13 protein-coding genes are annotated in these 19,277 nt (G+C 34.9%); all 13 read left to right on the plus strand.

Annotated features, from left to right (window positions below; all coding sequences use genetic code 11):
• The first annotated feature begins 74 nt into the window (after positions 1-74).
• The 13 genes from nirD to lepB all read left to right on the plus strand — a co-directional run bounded on the left by nirD (position 75) and on the right by lepB (position 18,979).
• Complete coding sequence (gene nirD, locus C8C85_RS01660) at positions 75-452, plus strand: nitrite reductase small subunit NirD (protein ID WP_116795519.1); 378 nt, start codon at positions 75-77, stop codon at positions 450-452.
• Between the two features lie 193 nt (positions 453-645).
• Complete coding sequence (locus tag C8C85_RS01670; RefSeq protein WP_116795521.1) at positions 646-1,233, plus strand: DUF4202 domain-containing protein; 588 nt, start codon at positions 646-648, stop codon at positions 1,231-1,233.
• A 559-nt stretch (positions 1,234-1,792) separates the two neighbouring features.
• Positions 1,793-3,544: an ATP-binding protein gene (locus C8C85_RS01675; protein ID WP_243412030.1), complete on the plus strand. Its 1,752-nt coding sequence runs from the start codon at positions 1,793-1,795 to the stop codon at positions 3,542-3,544.
• A gap of 327 nt (positions 3,545-3,871) precedes the next feature.
• Positions 3,872-4,531 (plus strand): response regulator, encoded by a 660-nt coding sequence (locus C8C85_RS01680; protein ID WP_116795523.1) that lies wholly within the window; start codon positions 3,872-3,874, stop codon positions 4,529-4,531.
• A 233-nt stretch (positions 4,532-4,764) separates the two neighbouring features.
• Complete coding sequence (locus C8C85_RS01685) at positions 4,765-6,243, plus strand: MFS transporter (protein ID WP_116795524.1); 1,479 nt, start codon at positions 4,765-4,767, stop codon at positions 6,241-6,243.
• A gap of 369 nt (positions 6,244-6,612) precedes the next feature.
• Positions 6,613-8,001, plus strand: a complete 1,389-nt coding sequence (locus C8C85_RS01690; protein ID WP_116795525.1) for a CmpA/NrtA family ABC transporter substrate-binding protein — start codon at positions 6,613-6,615, stop codon at positions 7,999-8,001.
• A gap of 735 nt (positions 8,002-8,736) precedes the next feature.
• Positions 8,737-12,252 (plus strand): nitrate reductase, encoded by a 3,516-nt coding sequence (locus C8C85_RS01695; protein WP_116795526.1) that lies wholly within the window; start codon positions 8,737-8,739, stop codon positions 12,250-12,252.
• 153 nt (positions 12,253-12,405) lie between these two features.
• A complete protein-coding gene (locus tag C8C85_RS01700; RefSeq protein WP_116795527.1) occupies positions 12,406-13,833 on the plus strand; it encodes a rubredoxin in 1,428 nt (475 codons plus the stop codon).
• Positions 13,834-14,274: 441 nt separating this feature from the next.
• Positions 14,275-15,318, plus strand: a complete 1,044-nt coding sequence (locus C8C85_RS01705; RefSeq protein WP_116795528.1) for a tyrosine-type recombinase/integrase — start codon at positions 14,275-14,277, stop codon at positions 15,316-15,318.
• Positions 15,319-15,469: 151 nt separating this feature from the next.
• Complete coding sequence (locus C8C85_RS01710) at positions 15,470-16,192, plus strand: hypothetical protein (protein WP_116795529.1); 723 nt, start codon at positions 15,470-15,472, stop codon at positions 16,190-16,192.
• Positions 16,193-16,361: 169 nt separating this feature from the next.
• Entirely contained in the window at positions 16,362-17,174 is an 813-nt protein-coding gene (locus C8C85_RS01715) for a hypothetical protein (protein ID WP_116795530.1), read from the plus strand.
• A gap of 178 nt (positions 17,175-17,352) precedes the next feature.
• On the plus strand, positions 17,353-17,877 hold the full coding sequence (locus C8C85_RS01720) for a hypothetical protein (protein ID WP_116795531.1): 525 nt from the start codon (positions 17,353-17,355) through the stop codon (positions 17,875-17,877).
• Positions 17,878-18,061: 184 nt separating this feature from the next.
• A complete protein-coding gene (gene lepB / locus C8C85_RS01725) occupies positions 18,062-18,979 on the plus strand; it encodes a signal peptidase I (protein ID WP_116795532.1) in 918 nt (305 codons plus the stop codon).
• Positions 18,980-19,277 lie beyond the last annotated feature (298 nt).

Genomic DNA, 19,277 nt, shown 5'->3' on the forward strand with positions numbered 1-19,277 from the left:
TCTCTGTGTTTCTTTGCGCCTACTCTGTGAATCTTAGCGTAATAGCAACTATTTAAAACTTAAATAAAAATATAATGGAAGAACTATTAAGCCAATACGAAACCGTAAACCTAAGTGCAGTAAAAATTTGGTTCAAAGCTGGAAGCATCAAAGATTTCCCAAGTAACAGAGGCGGTTGCATTAAATACAAAAACAAGCAAATTGCAATTTTCAACTTCGAAAGAAGAAACGAATGGTATGCTTGCCAAAATGCCTGTCCTCACAAAATGGAAATGGTTTTATCAAGAGGAATGACGGGTTCTACAGATGGAATTCCAAAAATCGCCTGTCCGATGCACAAAAAAACTTTTTCACTAGTAGATGGATCTAATTTAAATGGTGATGATTTTAAAATAGCTACCTACCCTGTAAAAATTGAAGGGAATGAAGTATTCGTTGGGTTTTTAGAATAATGTATATGCGTAAATGTTTCAAAATAAACCATACAATTTCTCTCGTTCTTTTACCCTTTTTCTTTGTTAAAAAATATTTCAATAGCCCAGCTATTCAATTATTTTTTGCCTTGAAAAAGACTAAAATAACTTCGTTAAATTTTGCATACCTTATTTCAAAACCTTTACTATCTTTGAATATATACTATTCCAAATGAAAACTATCCCCTTTTTAAACGCCAGTGCGTGGATTGATGCCGAAAACGAAGCCGATCCAAATAATGAAATATACCAGGACGTAACCTACCCAAAAGAGTTATTATATTCCGACAGAATGTACGAAAGGCTGATGTCTTTTGAGCCCAAAGCTTCAGAAGCCGTTCAAATAGCAGCCAAAGCACAACACATTTGCCGTTGGAAAATAGCAAGAGAATCGTATCCCATGGATCGTGTGGGATATCTGAAATGGCGAGAGGATCTAAAAAAATTCCACGCTAAAATGACTTCCGAAATCTTAAAGAAAGCAGGATATGAAGATGACTTCATTGATCGTGTTTCTTTTTTGATCGAGAAAAAATTACTTAAAAAAGACGAAGAAACCCAACTATTGGAAGACGTTATTTGTTTAGTGTTTTTAGAATTTTATCTAGACCCATTCGTCCACAAACACGATACCGAAAAACTAAAAAACATTATTCTGAAAACTTGGAATAAAATGTCAGACAAGGGACATCAGGAAGCGTTGAAAATTAGCTATACCCCTGAAAATCTTCAGTTAATAAAAGACTCTTTGGGATTGTAGATTTAAAAAAATTAAAGCCACAGATTAAAAATATTTTCAAAGATTACTTTATCAAAAAGCTATAATCCAACTAAATAAACACTATAGACTTGAAGTCCATAATTTTGCTTTAGCAAACTAAAAGCCTAAGGTAACAGCATATAATCAGCCACAAATTACACAAATTTGTACAAATCAATTTGCGGAAATTTGTGTAATTTGTGGCTAAAATGTTATTAGAAACCGAAAGCGAAATGCACTAAAATGGATAGTTTTAACTATTTTTTGGAACAATAAAAATTAAGTTTATTTAAAACAATTAATTAAAAATATTTCACAGATTAATTTTAAAAAAAACTTTTAATCATTTCAATCTGTGGCAAAAAATAAGTACAAATTTGCTTAGTCTGTTTAGTATTGCTCAGGAAGTTAATTAGGACTATTTCCTTAAAATTAATTTGTGAAAATTTGTGTAATTTGTGGCCAAAAAAAATTAGTGACAAAAAAATGTACAGTCTTCTATATGAAAAAAAAATCCAAAGCATCTTTTGATAAAATTTCATTTATAAAATTAAGGCGAATGTATCTATTCGCCTTAGTTACTATAGCCGTAACAGTACTTTTGAGCCAACTCCTAATTCAATACAACTTAAACAGCCAACTCAGCGATTCCAGAATAATAAACACCTCTGGAAAGCAAAGAATGCTCAGTCAAAAATTGACGAAAGAAGTTTTGATTCTTAATTTCATTACCGATTCTTTGCAAAAAAAGAAGCAAATCGATAAAGTTTCGAAAATCATATCTGAATGGAAATTCAACCATTATTCCTTGGTAAACGGGAACGACAGCTTAGGTTTTCCAAAAGGAAAAAATCCCATCCTGGTTCAATATTTTAAAAATCTAAAACCTAATTTTGACACTTTACTTGAGGCCAGCGGTACTTTTTTGGACAATAAAAAACAAAATAAAAACGAGCAGGAAAACCAAAAACTGATTCAAACCATACTCCACAATGAAGCCGTTTTTCTTTTGAAAATGAACCAAATTGTGGGTGAATATGATAAAGAAGCCCTAGAAAAAGTAACCCTTCAAAGTAAAACCGAATACGCTATTCTCGCTTTTACCCTATTAGTTTTATTACTGGAATTCATTTTCATTTTCAAACCTACCAACAAAAAAGTGGAGTCGTTAATTTCCAATCTCCTATCTTCAGAAAGAAAAGCAATAAAACTTGCCCAGGACACTGAAATCATCAGCGAAGCAAAAGAAAACTCCGTTAAAGAATTGAAATCGCTGAATTATGCAATGGAGAACACCCTACTCTACTGCCGAATTGCCACCGATGGAACTATTATTCACATTGGCGAGAAATTCTCCAAACTAATACAGTATAACCCTTTCCTTTCGGATAAAAAATTCGGACAAGTACTGACTCCTGTTGAAAAAGAACAACTTATCATCGACCGTATTGTACTCGAAAACCACCGTAGAGGCTGGCAAGGAGAATTGAACATCACCACGCGGAATGAACAATCGCTATGGTTGGATCTATCTATGGTACCGGTTACGATAAAAAAAGATGAATCGGAACTATTGATTATTTGCTTTGACATTACTGAACGCAAAAAAGCTGTTCAAGAAGTGGAACGTTTGAATGCGGCCAATGTTGCCGACAAACTAAACCAACAAAAAGTAATTTCGAGCAAGATTGTCGAAAACCAAGAAAACGAACAAAATAGAATTGCCCGAGAAATTCACGATGGAATTGGACAAATGCTAACGGGATTAAAATTCAGCCTTGAAAGCATAAACCTAGACGATAAAGAAAAAGCAGGTATAAAAATAGAATACCTAAAGAAACTATCTCTCGATATCATAAAGGGAGTTCGCACCGCCACTTTCAATTTGATGCCTCCCGAATTGAGCGACCACGGAATCAACTCGGCTCTTTCCAAACTTACTTTGGAACTTTCTAAACTTACCGGAAAGAGTATTCTCTTTTACAACAAAACCGATTTCAACAGCCGATTGGATTCTTTAATCGAAATCAATATTTATCGATTGACCCAAGAAGCCATCAACAATGCGATCAAATATGCCGACTCTACTCATATTATAGTACAGCTTTCGCATAGTACCACGCTCTTAAGCATCACTGTTGACGATAATGGAAAAGGATTTGATATTAATGCAGTCGAAAAAAAGAGAAACAGCGAATCCGGAATGGGCATGCTTTTTATGAAAGAAAGAATACAATATATTAACGGCCGTGTTTTCTTTAATTCTATTCCTAATGAAGGAACTAGGATTACATTTAATGTTCCAATTTAAAAAAATCAAATTCAATTTCAAAATTCAATTTCAATGGCAATGAAAAATAATAAAAAGGAATTTAAGTACAAAAATTTGCAACACAATTCAACAAAGAAATTACCGTAATACATCATTCTATCCAGCAAAAATTTATAATAACATTCTTCCCATCAGAATCAATAAAAAACATTTATCCATTTTTTTAATTTTAAATTTTGTTATTGAAATTGATTTTTGATATTGAAATTGTCATTGAAATTGTTATTGAAATTGAAAATTACGTATCTTAGCGTCGTAAATTAGATGAATCTACGTAAAAAGTCAGGATTGAACAATAAGTACATTATGAGTGATAAAATTCGAGTAATTCTTGCAGACGACCACGTATTTGTGAGAGATGGCATAAAATCTTTATTAGAAAACGAAGCAAACATCACTGTTGTAGGCGAAGCTACAGACGGTCTGGAAGCCTTAGCCTTAATAGACAGTGTCCAACCCGATTTACTTATTCTTGATATTCGGATGCCAAATATGACCGGTATTGAAGTTGTGGAGCAACTAAGAAGCAAAAACAATTTGGTAAAAATAGTAATGCTCTCCATGCATGAATCCGAGGAATACGTATTGAAATCCATTCAAGCGGGAGCCGATGGATACTTACTTAAAGGATCCAGTAAAGAAGAATTTTTAAAAGCACTTCATACTGTTGCCAATGGTGGAAAATATTTCAGTGGTGACATTTCTTCCATATTAATTGGTCAACTAACAAATCCTGTACTTACTGCCGAACCAAAACAATCTCTTGGGGAGGATCAAATAATCACCAAAAGGGAAAAAGAAATACTAAAACTTTTATTGACTGGTAAAGGAAACAAAGAAATCGCAGAAGCCTTAGATATCAGTAAAAGAACTGCTGAAGTACATCGATTCAATTTGATGAAAAAACTAAAAGTAAAAAACCTGATGGAACTTTCCAATAAGGCAGCGGAGTATTCGCTTCTTTAAGTCTCTAAGCTACTGAGTTACTAAGATTCTAAGATTTTTTTAAAGGTTTAAAAGTTTAAGGGTTTAAACAGTTAAAGGTTAAATCTGGATTTCTATTTTAAAAACTTAGCAACTTAGTTTCTTAGAATCTTTTAAAAAAATACGTATAAATACTTAATTACTTTTCAAAAACTGCGTTTTCGCAGTTTTTTTCTAGAACATACTACTTAGTTTTGTATAAAAATATAAGTATTATGTCAACAACACACTCTCTCTCACAATCGCACCGCATTTTATTCTTAAATACTTTAGCTTTTACGGTGTGCTTCGCCTCTTGGACTCTCAATGGGGTTCTTGTCACTTTTTTGGTAGATAATGGAATCTTCAAATGGGATGTAGTCCAAGTAGGATGGCTTTTAGGAATTCCAATTTTAACGGGATCTGTAATGCGTTTACCAATAGGTATGCTAACTGATAAATTTGGTGGTAAATATGTATTCTCTTTATTACTTCTGCTTTGTTCGATTCCTTTGTTTCTATTGCCTTTCGCAGATAGTTTTTTCATGTTTGCATTACTAAGCTTTTTCTTTGGAATGGTTGGAACCAGTTTTGCAGTTGGTATTGGTTTCACTTCTATTTGGTATCCAAAAGAATGGCAAGGAAGAGCCTTGGGGATTTTTGGAATGGGTAATGCCGGTGCAGCGATCACCACGTTTTTGGCTCCATCCCTATTAAATCAATTTTCTATATCCGACCCTCAAAATGGATGGAAACTACTTCCTGTTATATATGGAATTGCATTGGTCGTAATTGGTATTATCTTTTTGCTTTTTACCAAAAACAAGAAAAATGAAAACCAAACCAAAACGGTACCTCAAATGTTACAATCTTTAAAAAACACTAGAGTTTGGAGATTTGGAGCCTATTATTTCTTGGTATTTGGTTGTTTTGTAGCATACTCTCAATGGTTACTACCCAACTTTATGAATGTATATCAAACTAGTTTGGTAATGGGCGGAATGTTTGCCACCATGTTTAGCTTACCGTCTGGGGTGATTCGTGCCTTTGGAGGATATCTATCGGATAAATTCGGAGCCAGAAAAGTTATGTACTGGGTATTGAGTTCATCTGTAATTCTAAGTGCCTTATTAATGATTCCAAAAATGGACATCACCACCTCTGGCCCTGGTGTTATGGCCACCAAAAAAGGAATCATCACAGCAGTTTCGAATACTCTTGTAAAAGTGGGCGAAAAAGAATTCCCTATCAATTTAAAAGTAAATAAACCATTAGAAAACACCATATTCCCAACACGTAATTCTTGGCAACAAGTTGTAGTAAGTGAAAATCAAGAAGTAAAGAAAAAAGAACTTATTGCCAAAGGAGTAACAGCCATCCATTTTAGCGCCAATATGTGGGTATATCTCATATTAGTAATCCTTATCGGAATTTCATGGGGAATTGGTAAAGCTGCCGTTTACAAACATATCCCAGAATATTTCCCTACCGAAGTAGGTGTTGTAGGCGGTATGGTAGGAATGATTGGTGGACTGGGCGGTTTCTTTGGTCCAATCATCTTTGGATATTTATTGACAGCTACCGGAATTTGGTCAAGCTCTTGGATTTTTATATTACTGTTATCTGCAGCCTGCTTGATATGGATGCACATGACTGTAACCAAAATCATGAACGAAAAACAACCCATCTTATCCAAAGAAATGGATAGAAAATAATAATTTCCATTTTAATTACTTGTGTATAGCTGCTCCCAAAAAATTGCCATTTTGGGAGCAGCTTTTTTTATAAATAAAGAAAAAGTTTAGTGAAAATTTTTCTATAAACTAAAAAGCAATATTTCCGTTAAAAAACCATAATAACCTATTAATCAGTACTATTTTATAAAATTATCAAACTTTAACTTACTAAAAAATAGCACTAAAAATGATAATTCTACTTTTTAAAAACCTTTTTTTAAGATTTATATATAAAGAATAGGTCATAATATTAATTTCCTCAAAAATAGCCTAATACGTAATTTAAATTTTACAAAATAAGTACTATTACGTATATTTACTAAAGTATTAACAGCCAAACCAATAACCATGAAAAAACTAACCTTACAATTAACAGTGATACTATTAATAGCATTCACTGTTACCAGCTTTAAAAGTGAACTACCTGGCAATCCCATTTTGAAAAAAAGAAGTATAGGACCGCCGAAAACCAAAAAACTACAATTGGAAAAACCAAACATAACTATTGGATTCATAAAACTAACCGACATGGCACCGCTTGCGATTGCTAAATTTTTAGGTTATTTTGATGATGAAGGACTTATCGTTACCCTCGAGGCTCAAGCCAATTGGAGAGATATTTTAGACAAAGTAGTTGACAATCAACTCGACGGAGCCCAGATGTTAGCTGGACAACCGATAGCAGCAGCCGTGGGATGTGGAAGACAAGCTCAATTGGTCACCACCTATTCCATGGATTTGAACGGAAATGCGATAACAGTTTCCAATTCCATTTGGTCCAAAATGAAAGATAGTATACCTGAAGAATATGGCAGACCTGTGCATCCTATTCCTTCATATGCTTTGAAACCAGCCTTAAATTTTTACAAAAAAATGAACAAGCCTTTTACTTTTGGTATTGTTGCGGCTTATTCAACGCATAATTATCAATTGCGATATTGGTTGGCTGCTGGCGGTATAAATCCAGGTTTTTACAACAATAACAACATACAAGGAAGCAAAGGAAATACTGACGCAGATGTTTTGCTGAATGTTACGGCTCCGCCACAAATGCCTCAAACTTTAAAATCGGGAACTATTGACGGCTATTGCGTTGGAGAACCATGGAATCAGCAGGCTGTTGAAGAAACCATTGGTGTTCCCATAGTGACCAGTAGGGAGATATGGAAAAATCATCCTGAAAAAGTATTTGTACTGACCAAGGAGTTTGTTGCTAAATACCCGAACACTGCCATTGCGATTACCAAAGCATTGATCAAAGCGGGGAAATGGCTGGATAATCCCGAAAACCGAAAAGAAGCTACTCGTATCTTGTCAAAATCTGCTTATGTGGACGGGGACAAACACATAATCGATAATTCGATGCTTGGAACTTTTGAATTTGAAAAAGGAGATGTACGCTCCATACCTGATTTTAATGTTTTCTTCAAATACAATGCTACTTACCCATATTATTCTGATGGAATTTGGTTTATGACTCAAATGAAACGTTGGGGACAAATAACTGAATCAAAACCTAACGAATGGTATTTGAGCAAAATTAAAGAAGTTTACAAACCAGATATTTGGATTCGTGCTGCAAATCTATTGTTAGAAGAAGGATTTATTTCAGAAACCGACATCCCTTACACTGATGGCTTCAAGCCGGCAACAACCGATTTTATTGACAACATGTCCTATGACGGAAAAAAACCTGTCGAGTATATCAATGGGTTTAAAATTGGTTTAAAAAATTAAATAAACTCCCGTTTTATGAAAAATCAACCTATCTAATCTACCACATTTAGATAAAAAATTGCTTGCAGATTTGGCAGATTTGCGCAGATTTTTTTAAAATTTAATTTGTCGTTCAATCCTTTCGTGCCCCAAATACGAAGCAAGTCAATATCACAAAAAAATATTCCTTAAAAACTTGATGTATCTAGAAAATACATCAAGTTTTTTTTAGTTAAGTTTCTTATAAGTGTACTGAATGTGTTAATAGCCCGCGTGAGGGATTGCAGTGGAGCTCTTTTTATGTCTGGCGATTTTTATTCGCTAGACATAAAAAAGCGGGAACGGAAAGCCCGACCCGAAGTTTTTCACTGAGGGGCACGCCCAAATTCAAATTGCAGACTTCAGATTGCAGACTTCAAATTGAAGGTTTTAGATTGTAGGTTTTAGATTGTAATTTTCTATCCGATGCTTTCTTCCTTCTGTTTTCTGCCTTCTGCTCCCCGCCTACTGCCTACTGTTTTTCTGTTTTCTTCTCACCAATCTTGCAAAAACACAATTATTAATCTGCTATAACACCCAATACTTTTAATAATTCAAAAAAGGAAACTGATTTTTACCATTCTAATTTTATTTGCGCTGAGATCAAAATAAAATTAGACTTATACGTATTAATACTTATTTTTTACTTATTTTTGTTTGTGTAATATCATCTATATTGATTCTTACAAAGCTACTTTATAAACGAAGACATACATAATGCAAAATACAGAAATCAAAACTACGTGTTCCTATTGTGGAGTAGGATGCGGAATTATTGTAAAAAATGATTCTAAAAATGGAGTGACGGTTACAGGCGACAAAGACCATCCCGTAAATAGAGGAATGCTTTGTTCCAAAGGAATGAACTTACATTATGTAGTCAATGATACTTCGGACAGGATTCTCTACCCCGAAATGAGGTGGAGTAAATCACATCCGAAAGAAAGAGTAAGCTGGGATGCCGCTTTGGATCGTGCAGCTGCAGTTTTTTCTTCAATTATAAAAAAACACGGACCGGACAGCGTTGGATTTTATATTTCCGGACAATGTTTGACCGAAGAATATTACTTGGTTAACAAACTCGTAAAAGGTTTTTTAAAAACCAACAATATAGACACCAACTCCAGACTTTGCATGAGCTCGGCCGTGGCGGGTTACAAAAAAACTTTTGGTGAAGACTCCGTTCCAATTGCTTATGCCGACATAGAACTTGCCGATACTTTCTTGATAACAGGCGCCAATCCCGCTTTTTGTCACCCGATTCTGTTCAGACGAATCGAACAACATAAAGAGAAAAACCCAAAAACAAAAATCATTGTTGTCGATCCGAGAAGAACAGACTCAGCCATCGCAGCCGATTTACACTTGCAAATACTTCCAGGGACGGATATTGTTTTATACCATGCTATCGGGAAACGATTAATCGAAAAAGGATATGTGGATTCGGATTTTGTAAAAAACCATACCGAAAATTATCAGTTATACAAAGACATGGTAATGGGAAGTTCTTATGAAAAAGCATCTAAATTATGTGGCGTTTCCGTAAGCGACATTCACTTGGCTGCCGATATTATTGGCAAAGCCAAAGGATTTATATCCATGTGGGCTATGGGATTGAACCAAAGCGCCATTGGTGTTGACAAAAATACAGCCTTACTTAATCTTTCATTGATAACCGGACAGGTTGGAAAACCAGGTTCAGGTCCTTTCTCATTGACAGGACAACCCAATGCAATGGGTGGTCGTGAAGTGGGCGGAATGGCTAATTTACTTGCTGTTCACAAAGAATTAAACAATCCTAAACACCGCAAGGAAGTAGCCGATTTTTGGGGAGTGGAATCCGTTTCTGAAAAACCGGGATTGACCGCAACCGAAATGTTTGATGCCTTGGAATCGGGTAAAATGAAAGCCATTTGGATTATTTGCACCAACCCAATGGTGAGTTTACCAGATGCCAGAAGAGTTGAAAAAGCATTGCAAAACGCAAAATTTGTTGTCGTTCAAGACATCTCCCATAATGCCGATACCGCCAAGTTTGCCGATTTATTATTGCCTGCCGCCGGATGGTTGGAAAAAGAGGGAACAATGACCAACTCGGAGAGACGTATTTCGTATTTGCCAAAAGGAATTAACGCCCCAGGTGAAGCTTTATCGGATGTGGAAATCTTGCTGAATTTTGCCAAAAAAATGAAATTCTCCGGTTTCAACTTCAACAATACCGAAGCCGTTTACAAAGAATACTGCCTAATGACCAAAGGCACCAATATTGATATTTCCTATTTAAATTATTCCCGACTAAAAAACGAAGGCACTTTCCAATGGCCCGTTCCGGATTACGGACACCCAGGAACACCTCGTTTATTCGCCGATAAAAAATTCTTTACGCCTTCGCAAAAAGCAATTTTCAATATTCCAACGAGTATCGAAAACACATCGGCAATGCCTTCAGCTCAATATCCATTTATATTGACTACGGGACGAATTCGCGATCAATGGCACACAATGACAAAAACGGGTAAAGTGTCCCGATTGATGACGCACACTCCTAGCCCAGTTCTCGAAATCAATCCTATAGATGCCTACAAGTCTGAAATAAAAAGCGGTGACATTGTTGTTGTAAGCAGCAAAAATGGTGAAGTTCGTGTGAAAGCAAAAGTAACCGACACTATCAAAGAAGGTGTTCTCTTTTTGCCTATGCACTGGGGAAAACAATTGGACAATGACTTGAATAGAACCAACAATTTGACTAATACCATTGTCGATCCTATATCCAAAGAACCTGATTTTAAATACACCACGGTAGCGGTAACCAAATACATAAAACCGTTTCAAAAAATTGCCGTTGTTGGCGCCGGAGCTGCTGCTTTTCGTTTTATTCAAAATTACAGGGAAATCAATACTACCGATGAAATCATTGTTTTCTCCAATGAGGAAAACCCATTCTACAACCGCGTTCTGTTACCAGAATATGTGACTGGAGAATTTACTTGGGAAAGCCTTTTGAAAATAAAAAGCGATGGTATGAGCCAATTGAATATCACGATGAAATCGGGTGTGGCAATTGAAAACGTAAGTACTACCGATAAAACCATAACCGACAGTAACGGAACCGTTCATCAATTTGATATGCTGATAATGGCAACCGGAAGCCGCCCTTTTATCCCTGAAAATGCCCAATTGCATCTTCCGGGACGTTTTACCATCCGAAAGAAAACAGATGCCGATAGGTTGAAAAATTACCTGGACGAAACCAATTTACCCGCCGAAGAACAACACGTAGTGATTGTGGGTGGTGGATTACTGGGACTGGAACTGGCAGCAGCCCTTAAACACAAAAAAGTTAAAATAACGATTATACAAAGAGCTTCCCGATTGATGGAACGTCAATTGGACAGAATCTCGAGTAAATTATTGGCCGAAGAAGTACAGCAAAGAGACATTCAAATTTATTTTGATAATGAAGTCAGCACCGTATTTGAAACCGATAATGCAAACGAATTGGAAATCGCACTAAAAAGTGGTCGAATCATTACCGCCAATGCCATTGTTTACACCATTGGAACCATTCCAAACATAGAATTGGCCAAGGAAACAGGACTGGCTTGTGGACGTGGCGTAAAAGTCAATCAGTACTTGCAAACTTCCAATCCCGACGTATTTGCGATAGGTGAAATTGCCGAATTCAACAACCAATTATTCGGAATCACCTCTGCTGCCGAAGAACAGGCCGATGTTTTGGCCAACTTTATAGCCGGTGACATCAGCAGTTTTTACAAAGGTTCGGTACTAATGAACATCCTAAAACTGGAAGACATCAATCTTTGTTCTATTGGTGAAATTGAAGTGCCAGAAAACGATGATTCCTATGAAGAAATTGTTTTTGCCGATTTAGGAAAACGCTATTACAAAAAATGTATCGTCAAGAACGATTTGCTTATTGGAGCCATCTTAATGGGTGACAAAAATGAGTTTGCCGAATTCAAGACAATGATTGAAAGCAAAATCGAATTGGCCGACAAACGAAACACCTTATTAAGAGGAAGCGGTTCCGAAGCCAAACCAGTGCTAGGAAAACTCGTTTGCTCTTGTAGCCAAGTAGGAAGCGGAAATATTGAAGAATGTATCAAAAGCGGCGTTACCAATTTTACCGAACTTTGTAAAACCACCGGAGCAGGACTCGGTTGTGGCAGTTGCAAAACCGAAGTGAAGGAGATATTGGCGAAGGTGAAATAGGGTTTAAATTGTTTAAAGTTTAAAATTGTTTAATAGTCTCCTCATGCTAAAAAACAACATCAATATTAAAACAAAAAACCTTGAACAATTTCAAACGATTAAACATTTAAACAATTTTAAACCTTTAAACAACCAACAATAAAAACTAAAAACATGGAATTAACAAGACTCATAGTAAAAGGCGGGGTTATATCTCCGGGGGAATTACGAGAAATTGTAAATATGGCATTGGAGCAAGGTCTTGAAGCCATCTCTTTTGGTTCCAGACAAGACATTATATTTCCAAAAGGATTCAAAAATAACACTCCCGAAAAAATCGGGAAACATCATTTTGTTTTACCAAATGAAAAAAGTGGTAATAACATCGTATCCTCCTACGTATCGACCGATATTTTCAGGAATACGCCTTGGCTTACCGGAAATAAATTCCTTTACATATTGGAACAATTCAAGGAACAGCCTAAACTCAAGGTCAACATAACCGACCCGAAACAACAGCTTGTTCCCTTATTCACGGGACACATCAACTTTGTGGCTTCACACCACGAAGACTATTGGTTCCTGTATGTGCGCTTGCCAAAATGGGACAAAATGGAACTTTTCCCCGTATTGATCTACAGCTGGGACATTGGAAAAATATATTACGAAATAGAAAAAATTCTCCAAGAAGAACCCGATACTGTTGATATGATTTTCCAACTCATCAGTGATTTGGACACCAATAATAGAACCATCGACCAGCCACTAAACATTCCGTTTTACCCCTTCCCTTATTACGAAGGCATGAACAGACTCGGCATCGATCAATACTGGTTGGGACTTTACTGGCGCAACAACCTTTACGACTTGGAATTCCTAAAAGAAATGTGTGATTTATGCTTCGACTGTAAAATCGGAAAAATATGCATCACCCCTTGGAAATCCTTCATCGTGAAAGGTATCCCAAAAGATCGTAAACTTGATTGGGAAAAATTCTTGGGCAAAAAAGGAATCAACGTTCGCCACTCCCTGTTGGAACTCAACTGGCACTTACCCGTAGCTACGGAATGGGCCTTGAACCTCAAAACATTTTTGGTGCGCACCCTCGACCAGTTCGACATCAGCACCTACGGACTTACCTTCGGACTATCCGATTACAATAGAGACGGTCATTATTTCACCTCGGTGGTCATCGAAAAAAATGAATCGCCAAAAGACCTCGAATCCATCAAAATCCGAGATACTTTCAATGTTTTGTATGCTAAAAACTTTGACCCCAACACCAAGGAATACATCGTGCATACACAAGATGTCGACAAACTCGAATTGCCCAATATCCTGATTGAATTGAGCAAAAAGTATTTCGAAGACCTTGGGACCAGCGTACTTGAATTTCAAAACACAAGCGCCAAAAAAGAGACCAAAGCACAGGACATTCATCAATGTCCGGACTGCTTAACGGTATATAATTCGGACTACGGCGATGTCATTCAGGGTATCGAAAAAGGTACACTCTTCCAGGATCTTCCCGAAGATTACTGTTGTTCGTTATGTGAAGCCCCAAAAAGCAGTTTCATTCCATTGACAGAAGCAACAGTTTAATCATAATTATTGGGGCGAGCCACCATCCCGAAAAAAGGGCAATTCACTTTGCGAGTATACGCCCTTTTATCGGGATGCTGTCAGGCTGTCCGCGTTACTTCGGTAACTTGCTTCCATCCTTCTCGCGGGCTTCCTGTTATTACAAGAACTCAATTCAATTATTTAGAGTATTTCCTTTTTCGGATAATAACAAAAAAGCAAAATATCTCCCTTTAGCCCCGATTAAAGCGAAAATCCTTATAAGCCGGGGTTCGGCTTATAAGATTGTAGCGGAAAGCGGGATAATATTACCTAAAAAGCCTAATGTTTCTGCTCCTAAAAATTAATAATCAAACTCAGGTTAACACTTTTCTATTTTCTCTTCCCTTTATTCTCTATTCTGCAATCTTTTCCTTATCTTTATCATTCAACTAAACGCCTTTTACTTTAACTATACGCCCTATGAAGTGGACAGCCAAACTCATCAAACGCGGTGGCGAGAGCCGTATCGCTATTTATTTCGAAAAAGATCAAGATTGGATTGATCGCATTAAGCAACAAGAGGGATCCAGATGGAGTCAAACATTAGGCGTTTGGCATTTGCCAGACACCTTTGAAAACCGAATGTTATTTCAAATTGTCGAAGCACCAATCAAACTTCCTTCGACTGAGGGAATCGAACAAATAGAAAAGTTCAAACATTGGTTATTGTCCAGACGCTACAGCAATAGCACCATAACAACTTATACCGAAGCATTAAAATGGTTCCTGACATTTTACAATGAAAAACCAGTAGCCGAAATTGACAATGACGATGTCATACGGTACAATAACGAATACATTTTAAATAATAATTTGTCAGGTTCCTTTCAAAATCAGATTGTCAACGCCATAAAACTATTTTTCTCCACAATACGAGAAACCAAAATAGAGCTAGACAAAATTCACCGTCCGAAGCGAGAAAAATTGCTGCCTAATGTGTTGAGTAAAGAAGAAGTAAAACTGATATTGAATGCTCACGGCAACCTCAAACACAAAACGATGTTGAGTTTAATTTATGCTTGCGGATTGCGCCGAAGCGAACTCTTGCATTTAAAGCCTGCCGATATTGAATCTAAAAGAGGAGTAGTAATCATCAGACAAGGTAAGGGCAAGAAAGACCGAATTGCACCATTATCGGATAAAATATTGGCGATGTTACGGGATTATTATATAGCAAACAAACCCCTAATCTATTTATTTGAAGGCAAAATTCCTGGTGAGCCTTATTCTGAATACAGCTTACAAAGCGTTTTGAAACAAGCACTGTATAAAGTAGGAATTACCAAACCTGTCACGTTACATTGGCTGCGACACAGTTTTGCAACACACTTACTGGAAAGTGGCACCGATTTGCGTTATATTCAAGAGTTATTGGGACATAACAGCAGTAAAACAACCGAAATTTACACTCATGTCAGTACGAAAAGTATTCAACAAATAAAAAGTCCCTTTGACGATTTGTAAGTACTAATTTGTATATTTGGTTTTGAAAAAGTGTGTTATTTATCACACTTACACACCCGATTTTGGGTGGATATGTGTGACGGAGTCACACATATATACTAGTTAGCGATAATTTCACCGCAAAACAGAAACTTTAACCAAAACAGAAACCTTGTTCAATTTATTCAAAAGAAAAAAGAAAAGCGGTTGCCCAAATTGTTACGAACAAAATACCATTAGTTTTGGAACTGACTATTTGGAAAACAAGATTATTTCCCTTATCCAATTAACAGATGAAATAGGTGGAATAAAAATCTATAAATGTCAAAAATGCAAGACTCAATTCTACATCAATGGAAATATGTACGAAAAAATTTTTGATGGTCAAATCGAACTTCTAAAAAAATGGAGCGAAATAAATCTAGTTTGCTCTGAAAGCTTAAAAAAAGAAATCGAAAAAATAGGTTTAACAAATGATTGTAATTTAAGCAGGATTGCTCCTTGCAAAATTGAATTGAATAATGGAGAAAAATTTGAATTTACAACTATTAAATTGTCAAATAAACCACCTTTAGGTCATCATTACACGACTTTTAAGAATATTTTTTTCATAGATGAAGTGAATAATATTTCTGAAAGTGATTTTGGAATTTCGTTAGAAATAAGAAATAAAGCTGAAAAAGCTGAAGAAAAAAGAATGGGTTTTTATCCGATAATTTTGAAAAATAAAGAAGGAAAAAAAATTGCACTTAATGGAATTTCATTGTTTTTTAATTCCGAAGAAATTAAAGGTTCAGAATTGAAACTCGCAAACGAGGAATGGAATCATAAAGAAAAGTATATTTACGACACAAAAGACAAAGCGGAAAAAACGATTGTAATTGCGAAAAAATAGAAACTATCGCTAACAGCCACTACAACGGATTTGGGCATTGGGCTTAATGGAAAGATGGTTTTGTATTTGGGATGATTTGGCAAATCCGAAAATAGGGCTTAATTTAGTCCCAAACCCGCTGTAGTGCCAGAACGTTAGCCGTCATTTTGCCTAAAAAACGAAAATACACATGAGAAAAACATTATACTTTTTTGCAATAATTTTATTGTTTTATTCTTGTCAAAAAGAAATAAAAAAAACAATAACTGTCGAAAAAAAGGAAATTAAACCAGAACCAAAATTCAATTTTGCTGAAAATGTTTTTATGTCAGTATATGATTTATCTGAAAAAACTACTGCGATAATAATAAACATAAATGACACAGAAAAACAAACCAAATTTGATAAAATATTCGAAAATATAGATCTTAAAAATTCAATATCAAACGATTTTTATCATAATACAAAAGAATCTAAAAACATCAATTTTGTTGATACATTGGGAGAGTATAAATTAATTAAAAATATAAATTTAACCAATGAAATAAAAAAGAATGTTGATGCAAAATATTATATTTATGGAACAAAAGGTTACTCAGAAATGAAAATAAATGAAGTAATTCTTGGTCTTGATGAATGCAAAACGAATATTATAGGTTTAACTATTAAAAATTTTGATACGCTGAAAAATGGAAAACCAATATTGTGTTCCAGAAAATTATTAAAATTAGAATACAAAAACAATTATAGTAAAATTGAAACTTTAATTGAAAAATATAATAAGTCAAAGAATTACGATTATACAGATAATGTAAGAACTAAAGTTTTTGCGAATATAGATTCAATTTATTTCACATACGATGATGATTTTGCATGGGGAAAACATCCGAATAAATCAAAATGTCTATACCCAACAAGAGCTATTTTACTTTTAAAGAAAAATAGCGAAATAGAAACTTTGTGGACAGAAGGTTTAGACTTATTTGGAATCGCTTGTGACTAAAAAAAACGCCGGCTAACAGCCACTACAACGGATTTGGGCATTGGGCTTAATGGAAAGATGGTCTTGTATTTGGGATGATTTGGAAAATCCGAAAATAGGGCTTAATTTAGTCCCAAACCCGCTGTAGTGCCAAGACGTTGGCGGTCAGTTTAGCAGAACTAAATCAAGTAAAACACATATGAAATTAATAGACAGCTTGTTTAATCTTAAAAAAAACGTTGATAAAGATTTTAATTCGTTTTTAGAAAATGAAAAATTTAAAAAATTTATTCTTGAAGTTGAAAACATAACAATTGACTGCAGTTCGATAGAGTTTTTTAAGTTAGATAATCTTAAAGACGGACAAGTTGGTTATAGATTTAATCATATTGGAAAATCATTACTTGGAACAAAAAATGGAGATTGGAAAAAAAGTTGGGTCGTAATTGGTTATGATGGTTTAGGAGACCCAATATTTGTTGATTTCGAAAAGCTAAATTTACCAGTTTTTACTTCTGAACATGGAGAAGATGAATGGATTGAAACATATATTGCTATTTCTTTAGACAATTTCCGCATAATTTTAAATGATCTCAGAAAATTAAAAGAAAAAGAAAAAAAAGGAATTTCTAAAACTGAAATAGATTTATTTTTAGAAAAGACGAAAATTGAAAACAAATATATGGATGTTGACTATTGGAAAATGTTCTTAGATAATGAATAAAAAACCGAACCGCCAACACACGCTACAAGCAATTTGGGGATTTGGCTTAATGGAAAAATTGGCTTGTATTTGGAAGATTTGGCAAATCCGAAAGATAACGCTGATTTAATCCCAAACTGCTTGTAGCGCGAGAACGTTATAGGGCATTTTAATTCAAGAAACTGCAAAACAGAAAATAAACATTATGAATTCTGAAATCACTGAAGAAGAAAACAAACCTAGAAACCCAATATTAGCTTTTTTCTTTGCTTTATTTTTTGTTGGATTCGGACAAGTCTATAATGGACAAATCAAAAAAGGTATTATATTTCTTCTTATTGAACTTACCTTACCTTTCATTTTTGGCTTTACAAGATTAGGTGTTTTTTTTATTGGCTTCATTTCAATTATAATTATCGGGTTTGCTTTTAGAATTTATGTCATTTATGATGCAACAAAAACCGCAAAAAAATTAAAAATATATAAACTTAAATCTTATAACACTTGGTATTATCATCTTGCAATTATAATTGGTATAAGTACCATACTTTGGCTTTACGATTCCAATACAGTTAACTCAATTATGGGAGTTAGAAGTTACATTATTCCAACAACTTCAAGCGAACCTAATATTAAACTTGGCGATAGATTAATAGCAGATTCAAAAGCTTATGACCAAAGAAAACCAAATTATGGAGATTTAGTTGTTTTTCAGAAAAAGGACAGCCTAAAATCTTCAATGTATAGAATTGTTGCATTGCCAAACGACAAAATTGAAATCCAAAACAACTTTTTAATAATAAATGGTAAAAAGTGTAGAACATCATTTGTCAAGGAAACTAAAAATGGAGGATTGGATGTTAATGAATATGAAGAACAGCTTCCAAATGGTCACAAACATAAAATATATACTTTTAAAAAGCCATTTGAAGAAAACAAAAGGAAAATATCCGAAATGACAATTCCCGAAAATTGCTATTATTTGCTTGGAGACAATAGAGATAATGCAATGGACTCTAGATATGTTGGTGTAGTCAATAAAGACGAAATTAAGGGCAAAATAATTTTTAGCTATTGGGGGAAAACTAATGATAGAATTAATATCGATTTTAGAGATAAATAAAAAAACGCCCTATAACAGCCACTCCTATGTAAAGCATCGTAAAGTTATTCACAACTTTTGAGAGGGTTATATGTCGGTTATTTTTCGAGTATAGAATTCCATACCAGCGGCTTGTTGAAAAAGTTGGAAACAACTTTTTGTCCGCCGAAGGCTTGGACTGAAAAAGTTATTCTAACTTTTTCAATAATGCCAGGAATTCATGTCTCTTTTATTTCATAGTCTTTCTTTTTAAAATTCTTAAGGCTCACACTCCTATATGTGGTTCTCGTTTTCAGAACGAGACCACCAGCATCTGTAT

The sequence above is a fragment of the Flavobacterium sp. 103 genome (assembly GCF_003096795.1).
Taxonomy (GTDB): Bacteria; Bacteroidota; Bacteroidia; order Flavobacteriales; family Flavobacteriaceae; genus Flavobacterium.

Bases quoted from the DNA above. Each gene is read 5' to 3' on its own strand.
- nirD (WP_116795519.1), top strand. From the start codon at position 75: ATGGAAGAACTATTAAGCCAATACGAAACCGTAAACCTAAGTGCAGTA.
- C8C85_RS01670 (WP_116795521.1), top strand. From the start codon at position 646: ATGAAAACTATCCCCTTTTTAAACGCCAGTGCGTGGATTGATGCCGAA.
- C8C85_RS01675 (WP_243412030.1), top strand. From the start codon at position 1,793: ATGTATCTATTCGCCTTAGTTACTATAGCCGTAACAGTACTTTTGAGC.
- C8C85_RS01680 (WP_116795523.1), top strand. From the start codon at position 3,872: ATGAGTGATAAAATTCGAGTAATTCTTGCAGACGACCACGTATTTGTG.
- C8C85_RS01685 (WP_116795524.1), top strand. From the start codon at position 4,765: ATGTCAACAACACACTCTCTCTCACAATCGCACCGCATTTTATTCTTA.
- C8C85_RS01690 (WP_116795525.1), top strand. From the start codon at position 6,613: ATGAAAAAACTAACCTTACAATTAACAGTGATACTATTAATAGCATTC.
- C8C85_RS01695 (WP_116795526.1), top strand. From the start codon at position 8,737: ATGCAAAATACAGAAATCAAAACTACGTGTTCCTATTGTGGAGTAGGA.
- C8C85_RS01700 (WP_116795527.1), top strand. From the start codon at position 12,406: ATGGAATTAACAAGACTCATAGTAAAAGGCGGGGTTATATCTCCGGGG.
- C8C85_RS01705 (WP_116795528.1), top strand. From the start codon at position 14,275: ATGAAGTGGACAGCCAAACTCATCAAACGCGGTGGCGAGAGCCGTATC.
- C8C85_RS01715 (WP_116795530.1), top strand. From the start codon at position 16,362: ATGAGAAAAACATTATACTTTTTTGCAATAATTTTATTGTTTTATTCT.
- C8C85_RS01720 (WP_116795531.1), top strand. From the start codon at position 17,353: ATGAAATTAATAGACAGCTTGTTTAATCTTAAAAAAAACGTTGATAAA.
- lepB (WP_116795532.1), top strand. From the start codon at position 18,062: ATGAATTCTGAAATCACTGAAGAAGAAAACAAACCTAGAAACCCAATA.